The sequence below is a fragment of the Fischerella sp. JS2 genome (assembly GCF_032393985.1).
In the GTDB taxonomy this organism is placed as follows: Bacteria; Cyanobacteriota; Cyanobacteriia; order Cyanobacteriales; family Nostocaceae; genus Fischerella.
The window spans coordinates 5,520,878-5,539,209 of sequence record NZ_CP135918.1 but is presented as its reverse complement, the minus strand read 5'-3'; the positions used below and the strand labels follow the sequence as shown (position 1 = coordinate 5,539,209).

18 protein-coding genes are annotated in these 18,332 nt (G+C 41.7%); 13 read left to right on the top strand and 5 right to left on the bottom strand.

From position 1 onward, the window contains the following. Nucleotides 1-372: 372 nt before the first annotated feature. On the bottom strand, nt 373-576 hold the full coding sequence (locus tag RS893_RS23550; protein WP_315788106.1) for a DUF2281 domain-containing protein: 204 nt from the start codon (nt 574-576) through the stop codon (nt 373-375). Between the two features lie 799 nt (nt 577-1,375). Between RS893_RS23550 and RS893_RS23545 the strand changes: the two genes are divergently transcribed. Both RS893_RS23545 and RS893_RS23540 read left to right on the top strand, forming a co-directional pair. Then, nucleotides 1,376-2,299 (top strand): M23 family metallopeptidase, encoded by a 924-nt coding sequence (locus RS893_RS23545; RefSeq protein WP_315788105.1) that lies wholly within the window; start codon nt 1,376-1,378, stop codon nt 2,297-2,299. 93 nt (nt 2,300-2,392) lie between these two features. Then, nucleotides 2,393-2,938 (top strand): late competence development ComFB family protein, encoded by a 546-nt coding sequence (locus RS893_RS23540; RefSeq protein ID WP_315788104.1) that lies wholly within the window; start codon nt 2,393-2,395, stop codon nt 2,936-2,938. 78 nt (nt 2,939-3,016) lie between these two features. Here the strand turns inward: RS893_RS23540 and RS893_RS23535 are convergent, their stop codons facing one another. Continuing rightward, nucleotides 3,017-3,691, bottom strand: a complete 675-nt coding sequence (locus tag RS893_RS23535) for a L,D-transpeptidase (RefSeq protein ID WP_315788103.1) — start codon at nt 3,689-3,691, stop codon at nt 3,017-3,019. Between the two features lie 485 nt (nt 3,692-4,176). On the opposite strand from RS893_RS23535, the gene RS893_RS23530 reads away from it, so the two are divergent. From RS893_RS23530 to RS893_RS23520, 3 genes are all read left to right on the top strand, one after another. After that, nucleotides 4,177-4,329: a hypothetical protein gene (locus RS893_RS23530; protein ID WP_315788102.1), complete on the top strand. Its 153-nt coding sequence runs from the start codon at nt 4,177-4,179 to the stop codon at nt 4,327-4,329. Between the two features lie 273 nt (nt 4,330-4,602). Next, on the top strand, nt 4,603-5,259 hold the full coding sequence (locus tag RS893_RS23525; RefSeq protein WP_315788101.1) for a sigma-70 family RNA polymerase sigma factor: 657 nt from the start codon (nt 4,603-4,605) through the stop codon (nt 5,257-5,259). A gap of 164 nt (nt 5,260-5,423) precedes the next feature. Then, nucleotides 5,424-6,038, top strand: coding sequence for an anti-sigma factor family protein (locus RS893_RS23520; protein ID WP_315788100.1), 615 nt, complete (start codon nt 5,424-5,426; stop codon nt 6,036-6,038). A gap of 47 nt (nt 6,039-6,085) precedes the next feature. On the opposite strand, the gene RS893_RS23515 is transcribed toward RS893_RS23520, so the two are convergent. Continuing rightward, nucleotides 6,086-6,508 carry a gamma-glutamylcyclotransferase family protein gene (locus RS893_RS23515; protein WP_315788099.1) on the bottom strand — a complete coding sequence of 141 codons (423 nt, stop codon included), beginning with the start codon at nt 6,506-6,508 and terminating at the stop codon, nt 6,086-6,088. A gap of 87 nt (nt 6,509-6,595) precedes the next feature. Between RS893_RS23515 and leuS the strand changes: the two genes are divergently transcribed. The 4 genes from leuS to RS893_RS23495 all read left to right on the top strand — a co-directional run bounded on the left by leuS (nt 6,596) and on the right by RS893_RS23495 (nt 12,455). Next, a complete protein-coding gene (leuS, locus tag RS893_RS23510; protein WP_315788098.1) occupies nt 6,596-9,187 on the top strand; it encodes a leucine--tRNA ligase in 2,592 nt (863 codons plus the stop codon). Between the two features lie 639 nt (nt 9,188-9,826). Continuing rightward, entirely contained in the window at nt 9,827-10,888 is a 1,062-nt protein-coding gene (locus RS893_RS23505; protein ID WP_315788097.1) for a GHMP kinase, read from the top strand. Further along, complete coding sequence (locus tag RS893_RS23500; protein ID WP_315788096.1) at nt 10,869-11,756, top strand: UTP--glucose-1-phosphate uridylyltransferase; 888 nt, start codon at nt 10,869-10,871, stop codon at nt 11,754-11,756. Before RS893_RS23505 ends, RS893_RS23500 begins: the two co-directional genes overlap by 20 nt. Before the next feature lie 21 nt (nt 11,757-11,777). Beyond that, nucleotides 11,778-12,455: an SAM-dependent methyltransferase gene (locus RS893_RS23495; protein ID WP_315788095.1), complete on the top strand. Its 678-nt coding sequence runs from the start codon at nt 11,778-11,780 to the stop codon at nt 12,453-12,455. An 11-nt stretch (nt 12,456-12,466) separates the two neighbouring features. On the opposite strand, the gene RS893_RS23490 is transcribed toward RS893_RS23495, so the two are convergent. Continuing rightward, entirely contained in the window at nt 12,467-13,663 is a 1,197-nt protein-coding gene (locus tag RS893_RS23490; RefSeq protein WP_315788094.1) for a DUF1624 domain-containing protein, read from the bottom strand. A gap of 280 nt (nt 13,664-13,943) precedes the next feature. Further along, nucleotides 13,944-14,372, bottom strand: coding sequence for a hypothetical protein (locus tag RS893_RS23485; RefSeq protein WP_315788093.1), 429 nt, complete (start codon nt 14,370-14,372; stop codon nt 13,944-13,946). A 217-nt stretch (nt 14,373-14,589) separates the two neighbouring features. On the opposite strand from RS893_RS23485, the gene RS893_RS23480 reads away from it, so the two are divergent. From RS893_RS23480 to RS893_RS23465, 4 genes are all read left to right on the top strand, one after another. Next, nucleotides 14,590-14,790, top strand: a complete 201-nt coding sequence (locus RS893_RS23480) for a heavy-metal-associated domain-containing protein (protein WP_315788092.1) — start codon at nt 14,590-14,592, stop codon at nt 14,788-14,790. 43 nt (nt 14,791-14,833) lie between these two features. After that, nucleotides 14,834-17,092 (top strand): heavy metal translocating P-type ATPase, encoded by a 2,259-nt coding sequence (locus RS893_RS23475; RefSeq protein ID WP_315788091.1) that lies wholly within the window; start codon nt 14,834-14,836, stop codon nt 17,090-17,092. A 145-nt stretch (nt 17,093-17,237) separates the two neighbouring features. After that, the gene (locus tag RS893_RS23470) at nt 17,238-17,825 is read left to right on the top strand and encodes a cupredoxin domain-containing protein (protein ID WP_315788090.1); all 588 of its coding nucleotides are present in this window, start codon (nt 17,238-17,240) and stop codon (nt 17,823-17,825) included. Nucleotides 17,826-17,834: 9 nt separating this feature from the next. Next, nucleotides 17,835-18,248 carry a heavy metal-responsive transcriptional regulator gene (locus RS893_RS23465; RefSeq protein ID WP_315788089.1) on the top strand — a complete coding sequence of 138 codons (414 nt, stop codon included), beginning with the start codon at nt 17,835-17,837 and terminating at the stop codon, nt 18,246-18,248. Nucleotides 18,249-18,332 lie beyond the last annotated feature (84 nt).

The following is an 18,332-nucleotide window of genomic DNA, read 5'->3' as shown; positions in this document are numbered from 1 at the left end:
AAGACCTATTTACAATCAGCATACAAAAGTTTGATATGGCTGTGGGGAGTTCCGCAGTAAATGAAATAACAGCTTTGAAATGGGTTTTATGTAGTTCCTTGCAATAAAATTAAGTATGCACAAACAAAACAAATTGTCAAGAATAGATATGATTAATTAAATTTCTCTGCTGGCAAGCTAAGAGGATGTCTCAAAAGGTTGGGGCGAATATAATTTGCTACTACACAAGCAAAGTCCACCTTCGTGGACTAACAATAAAATCAGGCTTTTAAAACCTGCGGAGGTAGGTAAAGTCTCGTATAGCCGTTTACTTTTTTCTTTTGCTGCAAATCTTTCTTAAAATTTCAATGGCATACGAGTATCATGAACAAGCTAAAGACATTCTTTAATATTATTACCTGACCAAGTTCCTGCAAATTCTAGTAAATCTTCAGCTATAGAACCGCGTAAGTGATTTTTAATTGACTGTTTTTCTGTATGACTGATTTTGATTTCTCGAAGAAAATTAAGTGCTTCTGTTAGTAATTCTGGTGGTAAAGTTTCTATTTCTTGCAGCAGTTGTTCTTTTATTGTCATGGTAGGTGACTCAATTACAATTTGATATATTAATTGCTAATTACTACAATATATTAATTATTTATTCTGATTTAGCGTCATCTTCTGGCTCTACATCAGGCACTTTTTTTCATGCTACCTAAGGGCAGACACCCTTAACCAGTTTTGCTGATGTGGCCTCTGCCAAGCTTTGCGAATATGCTCAAGCTTAAAGATATTACGTTTGCGATCGCTCCAGGAATGCACGAAAGCGATCGCCTGACTCATACCATTACTGTTCAATGGCTTTAAAAGCTGTAACCCTTATTCTGCATATCTTAGAGCTTTTATTATAAATAAATCAAATCCTGATGATGGAGAGCATTAACTAAAGCGTTAGGTGATTTTCGCTCGTTTCTCAAATAAGTTCTCACTCGTTCCCACTAGACATCTCCAGAAATGAATTATGCGTTACCCAAAATCCTTGTAGAGACGCAAAATTTTGCGTCTCTACATTTTTTTCACCAGAGGTCTACTTAATTTACATCCAGAGTTAGTGGAACTTCGTATATTAATTTTGCATTTTTGACTAATCTTTAATTAACAAGAATTAATCAAAATTTACGTAGAGTTTGTCAAACCGATTCCCCGTATATAAAGCAGTTTTGACTTAATTTCAAACCAGCCAGCAAAATTAATGTTAGTGCAGGGCTAGCACTTGACAAGTCACAAATATTACACTAAAAAGTGTTGTCTCATAAAATTTGCTTGGGGAGATAGAAACACTACAGCCCGTAAAATAGTCTGTTGTTCATCAGCAGATAGGATTTTTTGTATCTCTATGACTACCGTAGATCGCACTCAGAAGTTGGTTCCAGCAGCTGTGTCTAATTTACAAGTTAACCGTCTTGTTACCAGCATGGTAGCCGGGATGTTAGCTGCTTTCCCTGTAGCATTAGCACTACCCGTAGAAGCTTTACAGGTAAGGATGACTCCAGCTAATCCGAAATTAGGGGATACATTATCGGTTTTCATTAGTGTAGATAATCCGGTCGCTAGCGCGACTCCAAAAGTCTCTTCTGGAGAGAAAACTTACCCAGCGTTTGAAGTTGCGCCTAATCAGTATCGGGCTTTTATTCCCACTACACCATTGCAAAAGGCTGGAAAAAGAACAATTCGAGTCACCGGAGATGGTCAGGTACGGAACTTATTGGTGCAGGTGAACTCACGCAAGTTCCCTGTACAACGAATTAATTTACCCCCAGGTAAAGCAGGAGTAGAAGCCACAGAATACGAACTCAAGCGTGTATCAGAATTTAAAGCCCTGCAAACACCACAAAAATACTGGAGTGGCGTTTTTATCAAACCAAATGCGGGGCGAATCTCTACTATCTATGGTGTACGTCGTTACTATAATGGTAAATTTGCAAAAGATTACTACCATCGCGGTGTTGACTACGCTGGTTCTACGGGTTCACCTGTAGTGGCTCCGGCGGCAGGAAAAGTTGCTTTAGTAGGAAGGGTATCCCAAGGTTTTCGGGTTCATGGTAACGTTGTTGGCATTGACCACGGTCAAGGAGTAACAAGTATTTTTATGCATCTGAGTCGCATTAATGTCAAAGAAGGCGATATGGTTAAACCCGGTCAAGTCATTGGCGCGGTGGGTTCTACAGGTGCTGCTACAGGACCTCACTTACACTGGGGATTATATGTCAACGGTCAATCTGTTGACCCAACACCGTGGCGATATCAAGAATTTAAATAGTAAATCATTGTGTATTGTTTGCCCAAATTGGGCAAAATAAACTGGATTGGTACCGTCCCTCCTTGCTTGGATGGCTTATAAAATATGAGCATTATGAGTATAGAAAAAATTGTGCAACAGTCTCTCCAGGATGGTTATTTGACACCAGCAATGGAAGCAGAAGTTGGGCGAATCTGTGACAATGCCAACGAACTCTCAATTGAAGAGTACATGGCACTTGATCGACTGATGGGGGCGCTGTTGACTGGTGAGGTGATAGCGGTACCACGCAAACAGTTTATTAATGTTATGGAAGAGTTGGTACTGACAGAAGCGATCACCCGTGTAGCAGAAATCGAAGCTACTAGCGAAACTTCCTTGGATGTTGGAGATATTGCTGCTTACGCCCTCAATCGGCTACCCCCTCTATATGCAACTACGGAAGAAGGTGCTAGCTATCAGCGCCAACACGCCAAGGCAGAACTACAAGAATTAATTGCCCAGCAAGTTAGTGAAGCGATTAGCCGCTACCTGGATAGACCGAATTTCTTTCCAGAACGGCAAGTATTGGGTAAAAACACTGGTAATGAAGTTTTACGCCAAGTCAGTACTTTACTCCAAGCCTACGCACCCAATTTTGAGCAAAAGTCACAATCTTAAAGTAGTTAGTGGATAGTGGTTAGTGGTTAGTAGGAAAATCGAACAACTAACAACTAACAACTAACAACTAACAACTAACTACTGTCGAACTTCCACTTTTGTACCTACACGTACCTGTTGGAACAACATACGAACATCGGGAGTACGCATACGCAAGCAACCGTGGGAAACGGCACTACCCACTAAGCTATCATCTGGTGTACCGTGAAAGCCGATTTTGTTGTGGCCATCTGACCAAAAACCTATCCATCTATCTCCCAGAGGGCTATTTACACCTGCTGGGAACACTTTACCTGTGATTGGGTGACGCCAAATAGGGTTGCGCCGCATGTTTTGAATTTCAAAAGTACCTGTGGGTGTTTCCCAGCCTTTTTTACCTATGCCAGTAGGATAACTGGCAATAACTTGATCTTGACGGTAAACATAAACGCGGCGATCGCTTAAATCAACTACTACATGTGTCTGATTGGCAGATGCCAGAACAGTAGAAGGCTTTTGGGGCATCGAAACCTTAGCCAACAGGGACTGAATCGGGCGAGAGACATTAGCTTTGTGTGTTTCATTGGGGATGGAACTTTTTGGCTTTGTAGTTGTACCTGCTGCCGTTGCTACATAAATTCCACTAGTGTCTTGATTTGTGGGAGGTTCCATCAAATTAGAAACATGCCAATGGACAGCGAGAGATAAGAAGCCCGTGCCAAAACAAAGTAACATCGCCATACGCGTTACAGATTCATTTCTTACCGTCGCCATCGTTTATTTTCTCCAAAAATCCCCGGTTGACTGAGCCATCAGATCACGACTTTACTTACTTTAGCTTTAATAGAAGCGATTGTGCTTCTTAATTTATAGGACTTACGCGATCAGAGTGCAACGTTCGTGGCAGGGTGTAGGAGTGTAGGGGTATAACGGTTATTGACACCTCCTTGAACCCCTTTCCCGAACCTTTGATTTTTGGTTCTCATGCGTAAGTCCTAAATTATTTACAGTTAGTTAATTACTGAAAAACTTTTCAGACTCTGTTGTAAATCAATTACCAAAAATTTACAAACATTTAGCAGTTCCATTATGAATTTGTTCATACTCATGGGCAAACTAGGGCTATACAGATATTGCCATTGCCTAATTTTGCAAAAAATCCGGGTAAGAATTTTATAGTTACTTCCTGGAACCGAAGAGGCGCAGCAGGCAATCATTAATTTTAAGTGGTGTTCATGGTGTGGGTGGGAGCAAATATTATGTTAGAAAAACTATTATTAGCAATAACGATTACATTTTCCCTCAATTTATTTGTGCACGTTCGCTTACTAGAAGAACCTAACAGTGGTGCTAAATTACAGCAGTTAAAAGAATCAGCACCTACTATTTTGGTGAGGTTGCCACAAAAGTAATCGGTAATGGGCATGAATCAGTTAACAGTTAACAGTTAACAGTTTAAATTGATAACTGATTAGTGATTTTAGATATCATAAAAAAATATTTTTGGCAATAGTACGTATTCAGTGATGTTTGCTGTCACAAAGATACGTAACGTCACTGTGTCTGACAAACATATATCTGTCAAAGTATCCTGTGTTCCAGTCATAAATCCGTCACTTATACAAGGAACTTCCAGCAGATAAGTAGGTCTAATAGATAGGGATGATTTACAGCCAGTACGATCTATGAGCGAATCGATTACTGTATCCTGGTCAACTGTTGATGCAAGACTCCCGGAAGCATCAGTGCAAGTTGACAAACTTTCTAACCACGATTTAATTTTACGCTGTCAGACTGGACTGCGCCCAGATCGTGCTGCATTTGCAGAACTACTGCGTCGTTATCAATCCCAAGTCGATAGGGTATTGTATCATTTGGCCCCTGATTGGTCTGACAGAGCGGATCTCGCTCAAGAAGTTTGGATTCGGGTCTATCGCAATATTCACCGATTGCAAGAACCATCTAAATTTCGGGGTTGGTTAAGCCGCATTGCTACTAACTTGTTCTACGACGAGTTACGCAAACGCAAGCGAGTTGTCAGTCCTGTCTCGCTGGATGCTCCCCGTTCGGTAGACGACGGCGAAATGGATTGGGAAATCGCAGGAGATACTCCTGGACCAGAGGAAGAACTTACAACTAGAGAGTTTTATGAGCAATTGCGAGACGCGATCGCGGATCTGCCTGAGGTGTTCCGTACGACGATAGTTCTAAGGGAAATTGAGGGTATGGCATACGAAGAAATTGCCGAAATCACAGGAGTTTCCTTAGGAACAGTCAAATCGAGAATAGCCAGAGCTAGAGCCAGGTTGCAATCGCAGTTACAAACTTATCTTGGTTCCTAGTTTAAAGTTCTACCTTTATGATTAATGGCAGATTTTTATATTTCATTAAGGTTTATTAAGATTATGGAAACTGCTTCTGCCATCAACAAAAACAGGAGAAATAATGAGCAACTGGGGCCGAGTCCGCTATGTTTACCCGTGCATGAATTGGTAATAATGTTAAGATGACTACTGATTCTCATTTAAATGACCATTCCTACTTGCAATTAAATATCGATTTGCTAGATGGGGAGGCAGAGCATACCAATGAATCAACGGGTGCTATGGATATGGTGAAGCGCGATCGCTTCGAGTTATTGAGTGCTTATCTTGATGGAGAAGTGACAGCTGCCGAACGTAGGCAAGTAGAAGCACTACTGGCAAACGATCAGGCGGTAAAGTGCTTGTATGCGCGACTTTTGAAGTTGCGTCAGGGCTTACGAACTATGCCCATACCACAGTCGCAGCCGGTGGAAGAAACTGTTGAACGAGTCCTATCTCGTTTACGTCGTCGCCGTGCGCGTTTGGCCTTGATCTGGGGAGGTACAGCGATTGCTGCGACCCTGATTGGTGCAGTATCTGGGTTATTACCAGGCGGGAAATTAACCCCACAACTGGCTCAACGGCCTGCAACAGAACAGGCGCAACTAGCACAGCCAGAAAATATTGCTGCACCATTAATTGTTTCTATTAACAATCCTATCTTGCCAATTCCGAAAGCAGCAGAAACTACTCCAGAAAAGCCAGTTAACCTGGAAAAACAGTTACAACCGTTAAGTATAGAAAACGAATATCATTAAGAATTATGAATGATAAATTATGAATCATAAAAAAAATTCATAATTTATCAATTAGTCCACCAACCATCAGCTTGGTAAATACCTCGCAATTGTTCAATCATTTGTAAGGTCATCAAGTAAACCCAAGCCCAGCCAAGGGAACGTCCTTGTAAATCATATATTTCTATTTGTTGGCGATTATACAAATTTTCCGAAGCAGGTCTAGCGGGGTGGTAATCTTCCAGTTCATCTAGTTCAGCTAGAATATCGGGACAATTAAATTCTAGTAAATACCCGTAGACACAATTATTTCCCAATGTCATGGCTGGGTAGCCTTGGGGTAGAGCAAACAGTTTGCCTAGTGCATAAGCTTTAGTCGCATTTACCACTTTGCGATCGCAGTAGATATTATAATTAGCTTCTCCTGGTTTGAGGGTGCCATAAACAAACACCCGCAACAAATCAGAATATTTTTTCTTTAATTCAATCATTGCTTATTTCAACCAACCTGTTCGTCTGCCTACCATCATCTAAAATATGTAGGCAGACTATGGTTAAAGTCCAGTAGGAGAGTTTTTGTGGATTCCCGATATAACCCAACCGCAATTGAGGAAAAATGGCAAAAGACATGGAATGAACTTGGCTTAGATAAAACTTCCCCAGACACCAATAAGCCAAAATACTACGCCCTGTCCATGTTCCCCTATCCATCGGGCAGCCTGCACATGGGTCACGTCCGTAATTATACGATTACCGATGTGATTGCCCGCCTCAAGCGAATGCAAGGGTATCGGGTACTGCATCCGATGGGTTGGGATGCTTTCGGTTTGCCCGCAGAAAACGCCGCCATTGATCGGGGTGTTCCCCCTTCCAAGTGGACTTATCAAAATATCGACCAGATGCGGCAGCAATTGCAACATCTGGGTTTATCAATTGATTGGGATTGTGAAGTTGCCACCTGTTCACCAGACTATTACAAATGGACACAGTGGATTTTCTTGCAGTTTTACCAAGCGGGGTTAGCTTACCAAAAACAAGCAGCTGTGAACTGGGACCCTATCGATCAAACAGTATTGGCAAACGAACAAGTTGACAGCGAAGGACGTTCCTGGCGTAGTGGGGCAAAAGTTGAACGCAAATTGTTGCGACAGTGGTTTTTCAAAATTACTGACTACGCCGAAGAATTGTTGAATGACTTGGAAAAATTGCCAGGTTGGCCGGAACGTGTCAAATTGATGCAAGCCAACTGGATTGGCAAATCTATAGGCGCATATTTGGAATTTCCCATTGTGGGTAGTTCTGAAAAAATCGGTGTGTATACTACCCGTCCAGATACAGTCTACGGCGTTAGTTACGTGGTGTTAGCGCCAGAACACCCGTTGACACAATTGGTGACTACAACTGAACAGCAAGCAGCAGTAGCAGCGTTTGTGAATGAAGTCACCAACCAAAGCGAATTGGAACGCACTGCTGAAGATAAGCCCAAGCGGGGTATACCGACGGGTGGTAAAGCAATTAACCCGTTTACAGGGGAAGAAATTCCTATTTGGATAGCTGATTATGTCCTGTATGAGTACGGTACAGGTGCAGTCATGGGTGTACCAGCACACGACGCACGGGATTTTAAATTTGCCAAGGAACAGAATTTACCGATTAAAGTGGTAATTATTCCGGAAGGAGGCGATGCATCAGCCCCATTAGAAGCAGCTTACACCGAACCTGGAATTTTGGTGAATTCTAGGCAATTTGATGGTATGAATTCCATCGATGGCAAAAAAGCAATCGTAGAATATGCCGAAAAACAAGGCTTTGGCAAAGAACGAGTGCAGTATCGCTTGCGGGATTGGTTGATTTCCCGACAACGTTACTGGGGCGCGCCTATCCCTATCATCCACTGTCCCGACTGTGGTGCAGTACCTGTTCCCGATCAAGACTTGCCCGTAAAATTACCAGAAGATGTAGAATTTACCGGACGTGGTGGTTCGCCTTTGGCTAAATTGGAAAGCTGGGTGAATGTACCTTGTCCAAACTGCGGTACACCAGCCAAGCGGGAAACTGACACGATGGATACGTTTATTGATTCATCGTGGTATTTCTTGCGGTTTACTGATGCGAAAAACGAACAGCAAGTTTTCGACTCTGCTAAAGTAAACGACTTCATGCCCGTGGATCAATATGTGGGTGGCATTGAACACGCGATTTTACATTTGTTGTATTCGCGGTTCTTTACCAAAGTATTACGAGATAGAGGCTTGTTGAACTTTGACGAACCCTTCCAACGCTTGTTAACTCAAGGTATGGTGCAGGGTTTGACTTATTTCAACCCTAACAAAGGTGGTAAAGATAAATGGGTTCCCTCCTATCTTGTTGATCCTAACGATCCCCGCGATCCTCAAACTGGCGAACCACTCCAACGTATCTACGCCACAATGTCCAAATCAAAAGGCAATGGTGTAGCGCCAGAAGATGTGATTAATAAATACGGTGTCGATACCGCCCGGATGTTCATCTTATTCAAAGCACCCCCAGAAAAAGACTTGGAGTGGGATGAAGCAGATGTAGAAGGGCAATTCCGTTTCTTAAATCGAGTTTGGCGCTTAGTAACTGAGTTTGTTAATAGTCATTTGTCATCTGTCACAAACAAAGGACAAAGGACAAAAGACAAAGGACAAATGACAAAAATCGAAAAAGACTTGCGACGGGCAATTCACACGGCGATCAAAGAAGTCAGTGAAGACGTAGAGGACGAATATCAATTCAACACCGCTATTTCAGAATTGATGAAGCTAAGTAATGCCCTCACTGATGCTACTTGTAAAGACTCGCCAGTATACGCAGAAGGTACTGAGACTTTAGTTGTCCTGCTGGCGCCTTTTGCACCCCACATTGCTGATGAGTTATGGCATTTATTGGGTAACACCAACTCAGTCCATACCCAAACCTGGCCGAAGTATGATTTAGCAGCATTGGTTGCTGATGAAATTAACTTAGTGATTCAGATTATGGGTAAAACTCGCGGTGCAATTCTAGTTCCTGCACAAGCAGACAAAGCAGAGTTGGAGAAGTATGCCCTGGAATCGGAAATTGGTAAGCGCTACCTCGAAGGTAAAGAAATCAAAAAGGTGATTGTAGTACCTGGTAAGTTGATTAATTTTGTGATTGGTCAATAGTTAGTGGTTAGTGGTTAGTGGTTAGTGGTTAGTAGTTAGTAGTTATATCATTTCACGTTAATCACCATACATATAAATTTGTAGAGACGCGAAATTTCGCGTCTCTACACCGTCTGTAATTTGTATCAAGGTTTTCATAAAATGGTATTAGTGGTTAATAGTTAGTGCTCTAACTACTAACAACTAATGTACAGACGCGATGTTCCTCGCGTCTCTACCTACTAACCACTAACTACTAACAATTTATGATACGTAAAAGCGCTTGAGTAATTTTGCGAACTCAAGCGCCTTTTATATATTTCTATACCAAATCACTTGTTTGATGCAACATTTGATATTCGCAATAACCTTTAATTTAGGGGGTATTACGAAAATAACTTGTGGCAAACATATGGTGAAGTGGTATCACTCCTTGCACAAAATAAGAATATCTTTTCTGGTATAAAACGCGGTCTTGGGTAAGTGACAGTTTCTAAACTGACACTAGTATAACTAAGCAGCAATTGATTACAAATTAAGCCAAATGTATGGCATTACCCCGCTTGACCCTCAGCACAATATGGTATAAGAACATGCTCGTAACTAGTAGTTAATTGTTACAAAAAGTATGAGCCTTAGTGAGTAAGATCCAAAACACATATGAAAATTTTTGTACCAGGACGCCTGTGTATATTTGGTGAACATAGTGATTGGGCGGGAGGATACCGCCATCTCAACCCTGAATTAAAAATAGGCTACACATTGCTGGTAGGTACGAATCAGGGCCTGTATGCACAAGTGAAGCCTCATCCCAATCAATTAATTCTTAGTACCTCCCTTGGGGATGGAACTCGTAAATCCCTAACTCTACCGATGGAAGCACAGGCTTTGCTAGCAGAAGCTAGGAAGGGTGGATTTTTTAGTTATGCTGCTGGTGTTGCTTATCAATTTTTAGTAGGGGCGCATAACTGTGTTGGGGGAATAGAAATTGACAATTATCTAACAGATTTACCGATTCAAAAAGGGCTGTCATCGAGTGCGGCTATTTGTGTATTAGTGGCGAGGGCTTTTAATCTGGTATATGACTTAAAGATGTCCATCCAAGAAGAGATGGAGTTTGCCTATCTCGGAGAGATTACCACCCCTTCTCGTTGCGGACGCATGGATCAAGCTTGTGCTTACGGTAATCGTCCCATTGCTATGATCTTTGATGGTACAGATACAGAGATCATCGAACTTAGTGTTCCCAAGGATTTGTTTTTTGTCATAGTGGATCTTGGTGCTAGCAAAAATACTCAAGTAATTCTTAGTAAACTTAATCAGTGTTATCCCTTCGCTACGAATGCAGTGCAAGCGAATGTGCAAAAATATCTGGGTTCTATCAGCTATCAAATTACTCAAGCCGCCATTGACGCCTTACAAAGCAATGATGCAGAACAAATTGGTACTCTGATGAGACAAGCACAGATAGAATTTGACAAGCATTTAATCCCGGCTTGTCCTGAGGAGTTAACAGCACCCGTCTTACATCAATTGCTGAATTATGCACCGATTCAACCTTATATTTTAGGTGGAAAAGGTGTTGGTTCCCAAGGTGATGGCACAGCACAATTTATTGTCAAAGACAAAGAAAATCAACAAAAAGTAATTAAAATCATTGAAAGAGATTTCCCACACATGCAATGTTTACAACTGACTATTTATGCCGAAAAATCAAATTAAAAAAGCTATAATCCCTGCTGCTGGGTTTGGTACTCGCTTATTTCCTGCTACCAAAGTTGTGAAAAAAGAACTTTTCCCAATTATTGATCAAGATGGCAGGGTCAAACCTGTAATTCAGCTTATAGTTGAAGAAGCAATTAGTGCTGGGATCGAAGAAATTGGCATTATTGTGCAACCAGAAGACAAAAAAGTTTTTATCGATTTATTTAAATACCCGCCTAAAGCTGAACTGTTTGAAAAGCTATCACCAGAAAATCAAAAACATAGTAAACACATTGTAGATTTAGGTGACAGAATCAAATTTTTGTCACAAAAAGAACAAGCAGGTTATGGACACGCTGTATATTGTGCTAAAGAATGGGTAAATGATCAACCATTTTTACTGATGTTAGGCGACCATATTTACGCATCAGACATCAAAAAATCTTGTGCGCGTCAAGTCTTAGAAGTTTACACCCAAGCAAATCAAAGTGTTGTTGGTTTAACAACAATCTCAGCAGAAATTATTCATAAAGCTGGGTGTGTCACAGGAGTTTGGCAAAAACATAATTCTATTCTTTCGTTGACACAAGTCTACGAAAAACCAACTGTTGAGTATGCACGTCAGCATTTGCGTGTAGAAGGCATAGTAGAGAATGAATTTTTATCTATTTTTGGGTTGTATGCATTAACGCCAAGTATTTTTGATTTTCTCGAAGAGAATATTAATAATAACTTTCGAGAACGTGGCGAATTTCAATTAACAACCTGTCTGGAAAAGTTGCGTCAAGCGGAGGGAATGATCGGATATGTTGTGCAAGGAAAAAGTTTTGATATTGGGATGCCTGATGCTTATTTACAGACGCTAATTGATTTTAGAAATAGGTAATAATACAAGTGGTAAATACCAATGGCAATGAAGTTAGAAAAAGTCGTTCCCTTTGGGCGATCGCTTGATGAATATGTGCAAATGTTCAATCTGACTAAATCAGATTTGCACAAGCGAATTTTAGGGGTTGGCGATGGCCCGGCTAGCTTCAATGCAGAAGCTACAAAAATGGGTGTACAGGTGACTTCAATTGATCCAATATATCAATTTAGTGGTGATGAAATCCTGAAAAGATTTCATGAAGTTGTTGATAATATCATTGACCAAGTAAAGGCAAGTCCTAATGATTGGATTTGGTCTTATCATAAATCTGCTGATAATTTAAGATTAAATAGAGTGCAAGCAATCAATAAATTTATCAGTGATTATGATCAGGGAAAACAAGAAAAAAGATATCTAATTGGTGAACTCCCAAAACTGAATTTTCCAGATAAAGAATATGATATAGCTTTATGTTCACATTTTCTCTTTTTGTATTCAGATCACCATGATTACCAATTCCACTTTGATGCCATTAAGGAGATGCTGAGAGTTAGTCAAGAGGTACGGATTTTTCCTCTGCTAACTCTGATGTTGCAACGTTCGCCCTATCTTGATCGCATCACCCAAGAATTACAAGAACTAGGATATACAGTTTCAATTGTCAAAGTAGAATACGAACTACAAAAAGGTGGTAATGAAATGTTGTTGATTCGGTAAATATAACAGCATTACAAGTAATTTAACCACCAATTTTGATGTTTTGCTTTATAGTTGGCAAACCAATTACAAATGGGATACAAGATAACAAGCACGATGATCCAGAGAATATAAATCTTTGGTAAATTATACCCATAGTCTGGTGGCATTAGACGAGATATGATGTAGGGCTGAATAATTGCTTTCCAACCGTAACTAGGGAAGGCAAGTAGGACAGCAGCAATGTGGATTAGCCAAAGGTGGATAATGTAGAAAAATAGAGGAACTCGACCGAAGAGTGCAAGGGGTTTAAGAATTCTAAATCTATGGTTTTCAAACAAATGAAATATTAGGATTGCTATACCAAGGGTTATCAATAAAAAGAGCAATGAAGGTGGATATTTATGGCAGTTGATAAATGATAGCAGGGTGCGAGAAAAGCTAGACTGAAATGACCAAGGTTTAGGGTCGCCATAAACATTAATTGCTCGGAGGATAATGAAGCTTACAATTAGACTTAACCCTAAACGTTGAAGCAACTGGCTGCGCTGAGATTTTGCCAAATTAAATACTCTTCCAAAAGCATAACCTACCGCCATCACTCCTATCCAAGGAATGAGGGGATAGACGATGAAAAAGGTGATTCCAGGAAAGGGTGTGAACATTTGTTGTTCGTGAAGCACCGCCCACAACCAACCCCATCGTCCTAACTGGTCAACATGTAAATTATCAAACAAATTGTGTCCGACTATGAGCAGGATTCCGAATGTAGCGATCGCTCTAGTTGGAAGATGAATCAGCACTGCTAAGACTACCATAGACCAACCAATGACCCACAGTACACCCGCCCCCAAAAAGGTCGGGTTGAAAGTCCATGCAAGGCTAATTACTGTTAACTCCAGAAACACCAACCATAATCCGCGCGTGAACAGAAAGCGAGAAAGTTCTCGTTTGTTTTTATAACGCTGGAGAGAAAGATAGGTGGCGATACCTGCTAGAAAAACAAAAGAGGGCGCGCATAAATGAGTCGCCCATCTAGTGAAAAACAAAGGGATGGTAGTCTGGGTGATATCTAAGGGATTAAACCGGACATTGGTAAAAAATGATCGCACATGGTCTAAGGCCATTAGCACCATGACAAGTCCGCGCCACACATCTATGGATAGCAGGCGCTTACTTTGAGGCTGGTCATAATTGTCAGCGTTGGAAACAGAAACTATCGAATTCATCGTATAAATCGTTAAAATAGTGGATATGGGGTAAAGAGGATGGCACTCAATATCAATGCGATCGCAAAGTCCCAACTTACTTAACTATTTAGTAGTGGAACTTTACGCAAGATGAACGCCCTCATCCTCAACAGCCTACAGGTTTTTTAAATTCCTGGAAATCTTACCCCTCCACCTTTTTCCGAATTTGGTAAGAAATCGTCAAAAACCGCAGTTCTTTTGCCTGGTGCGGTTTCTGAATGTATTATTTGCAAAGAAAACGCTTAATATCAATTAATTATTAATTCACAACGTTACAAATACCATCTATACGTTGCTTTAATAAAGATTTTAAAGCTGCTTCTTGAGACTTCAACTTCACAATTGTTGGTTGTTCTTCCACAAACACAAGTCTTTTCTTAGCTAGCTCAACTTGTACTGTTTGCAAATCTGCCAAAATATCATGCACGCCAGATATCTTACCACCAGCAGCAGCATCTTGTGCTTCCACCTCACCGCGATTGAATTTGCGGCATAACTTGGCTTGTAATTTTACCTGTTGAATGCTTGCTTTGGAGTTAATTTCCTGCTTAGCAATAGCAAAACCAGCTGCATAACTAGCTATTCCTACAGAAACCACAACTACTGCTGAGCCTACCAGCCGACGCAGCTTGAGAACCGATCCAGAATTTTGAATACTTCTCTGTTCAGAATCGCCCTTAGTTTCCATAAATTTGACTAACTCAATGGCTCAATTTTGGAGACAGAATATTTCCAAAATAAGTTCCAATTTACCTACAGCTGCTTCTAATACCTATATTATCCCAGTATTGGCATCTATTTCGCTTCATCCATAGGCAAGATAAATTTTTTCTCACTAACCCCTTGACTCTCCAGCAAGGTAGAGATTTCACAATGAGATTAGTTGATTAAATAGAGTGCGTAAAATGAAACTTCCCCTTAAAGTTCCTAATATGGCTTGTTCTGCCTGTGTCGAAAGCATCACAAAAGCGGTGAAAACCGTTGATCCAACTGCCATCGTTCAGGCTGATACCAAAACTAAGCTTGTCTATATCGAAACTCAAGCAGCAGAAGTTGCCATCACAGAAGCAATTACAGCCGCAGGTTATACGGTTACTGGCAACTAAAATCTTGAAAAAGCAGTTCAGGACATCGTTAGGAGGTTTGACAATGGAAAACACGAATCTGAAACTGCGGGGTATGAGTTGTGCCTCTTGCGCTAAAACAATTGAAGATACGATTCGCTCCGTTGATGGTGTGAATGAGTGTAGCGTTAACTTTGGGGCAGAGCAAGCCACTGTCACCTATGACAAGAGAAAAACTAACCCAAAAGCAATTTGCGATGCGGTAGATGCGGTAGGATACTCTGCTCAACCTATACAAGACGATGATTTACTTACCACGGATGATGCAGAACAGCAAGCACGTCAAGCCGAAAATCGAGCCTTAGTTAGAAAAGTTTGGGTTGGCGGCATAATCAGCGCCATTCTAGTCATTAGTTCGCTACCGATGATGACGGGGTTGTCCATTCCTTTGATTCCCATGTGGTTGCATAATCCTTGGTTACAGCTTGTGCTGGCAACACCTGTGCTGTTTTGGTGTGGTGCATCTTTCTTTATCAATGCCTGGAAAGCTCTCAAACGTCACGCGGCAACAATGGATACTTTGGTGGCAATTGGTACAGGTGCCGCTTATCTCTATTCCCTCTTCCCCACCTTCTTGCCTGGGTTCTTCACTAACCAGGGATTACCAGCTGATGTGTACTACGAAGCAGCTGTAGTCATCATTACTCTAATTTTGCTGGGACGACTGCTGGAAAATCGTGCCAAAGGACAAACCTCCCAAGCAATTCGTAAGCTTGTAGGCTTGCAAGCTAAAACCGCTCGTGTGATTCGCGATCGCAAAGAGGTTGACATTCCTATTGCCCAAGTAATTGAAGGTGATATTGTTTTAGTGCGTCCGGGTGAAAAGATTCCTGTGGATGGCGAGATTATTGATGGCTCCTCGACTATTGATGAGGCAATGGTCACGGGTGAAAGTGTACCTGTGAAGAAACACCCAGGTGACGAAGTGATTGGAGCCACAATCAACAAAACTGGTAGTTTCAAATTCCGAGCCACGCGAGTCGGTAAAGATACATTTTTAGCGCAGATTGTCAAGTTAGTACAGCAAGCCCAAGGGTCGAAAGCACCAATTCAAAAGCTAGCCGACCAAGTTACTGGATGGTTTGTGCCTGCCGTAATTGCCATTGCGATCGCTACTTTTATCATCTGGTATAACATCATGGGCAATGTGACGATGGCACTGATTACAACAGTCGGAGTCCTAATCATTGCATGTCCCTGTGCCCTTGGCTTGGCAACTCCAACCTCCATTATGGTAGGGACAGGTAAGGGTGCAGAAAATGGCATCCTGATCAAAGGGGCAGAAAGTCTGGAACTCGCGCACAAGCTCAAGACTGTTGTTCTCGACAAAACGGGTACAATTACGCAAGGTAAGCCGACTGTCACCGATTTTATAACCGTTAGCGGTACAGCCAATAACAATGAGCTAAATCTTCTGCGCCTTGCAGCATCCGTCGAACGCAATTCAGAACATCCTTTGGCAGAAGCAGTTGTGCAGTATGCTCAATCTCAAGGTGTAGAATTAACAGATGCACAGGAGTTTGAAGCGATCGCTGGTAGTGGTGTGCAAGGGTACGTGTCAAATCAATGGGTACAAATTGGCACTCACCGTTGGATGAATGAGTTAGGCATTGATACAAGTGCATTGCAGGAACATTGGGATCGCTTGGAGTATCTAGGTAAGACGGTGATCTGGATTGCTGTAAATAGCACAGTCCAAGGGATTATGGGCATTGCTGATGCGGTGAAACCATCTTCTGTAAACGCGATTCGGGCATTGCAGAAAATGGGATTGGAAGTAGTGATGTTGACCGGGGACAATCGCCGCACTGCCGAAGTCATTGCCCGGGAAGTGGGCATTAAGCGAGTCTTGGCGGAAGTTCGCCCGGATCAAAAAGCCGAGACTGTCGAACAAATTCAGTCGGAAGGCAAAATAGTGGCAATGGTCGGGGATGGTATTAATGATGCACCAGCACTAGCTCAAGCCGACGTTGGGATCGCAATTGGCACAGGAACAGATGTAGCGATCGCAGCTAGTGATATTACCCTGATCTCTGGAGATTTACAAGGTATTGTCACTGCCATTCAACTGAGTCGTGCCACGATTCGCAACATTCGTCAGAATCTCTTTTTCGCCTTTATCTATAACGTCGCTGGGATTCCAATCGCAGCCGGAATTCTTTTTCCCTTCTTCGGTTGGTTGCTTAGTCCAATTATTGCAGGTGCAGCAATGGCGTTTAGTTCTGTATCGGTAGTGACGAATGCCCTGCGTTTGCGTAACTTTCAACCTAAAACAATTGGTTGAATAAATCACAAGGAGTAATAACAATGCTTAGGAAAGTAACATTTTTTGCAACCTTGGCAGGATTTGGATTTTTACTTGGAGCTATTTGGGGCGCATTAGTATAGCTTGCCCTATAGTTGCATTCGCTAACGGAGGTGTTTAAATAATGAACAAAACAGCAATCATTGGCAGTGTTGCCAGTTTGGGATTGGTGTTTGGAATTGCTTCTCACAAAGCAGTTGCACAAATGTCCCACGAACAGATGCAATCATCTCAAGCAAAACAAACAAGTCAGTTCCGTCGCATCGAACAACCATTGTGGGCAAAAGCAGCTGTTAGTGCTGGTGGATTAGGATTGATCGGACTGGAGTTATGGTGGTTTTTGCTGAGTAAGCCAAAATCGCAAAAAGCACAATTAAAGCAGGGAGTCCAGGAAGTAACAATTACCGTTGATGGTGGATATGAACCAAGCCAAGTTGTAGTTAATTCAGGTCAAAGAGTCCGGCTCAACTTCTACCGTCAAGATCCCAGTAGTTGCCTTGAAGAAGTCCGGTTTCCTGACTTCTATATTGCCCAACAGCTACCCCTTAACCAAGTTACTCCGATTGAGTTTACTCCCAAGCAACCAGGGACTTACACTTTTACCTGCGGCATGAATATGTTTCGGGGCGAAGTTAAAGTCGAAGCAGGGCAAGGGCAAGTTCAATCTTCAAAGGATGATGAGACTGTAGCAGATACTCAACCAACTAAGTAGGAGTTAATTATGTTAACCCAAGAAACACTCAAGCAAATTGGTTTAGTTGCTAAAGAAAGTGGCATTCCTATCAAAACAATTCGTTACTACGAAGAACTGGGCTTACTCAAGGCTTCGGATCGGACTGAGGGCGGATTTCGATTATTTAACTCAACTGTTTTTGCCCGCTTAAGCTTTATTAAGCGCGCTCAGAACCTGGGATTGAGCTTGTTAGAGATTAAAGAGTTGCTGGATGTGCATGACCAAGGGGACTTACCCTGCGACCACATTAAAGCAAAACTAAATGATAAAATTGCAGCGATCGCACACCAAATCGAACAGCTACAAGTGTTGAAGTTGGAGTTAGAAGGGCTACTTTCAGGCTGGGAATCGGTTTCTGAAATACCTGAAAATACCATCTGTCCGATTATCGATCCGACTTAGAAAATCAATTTTTAAATTGGTATTCAATATCTTTTGCTTCAATGATACCGATAAGTATCATTAATCTTACGGTCACGCTTGCTT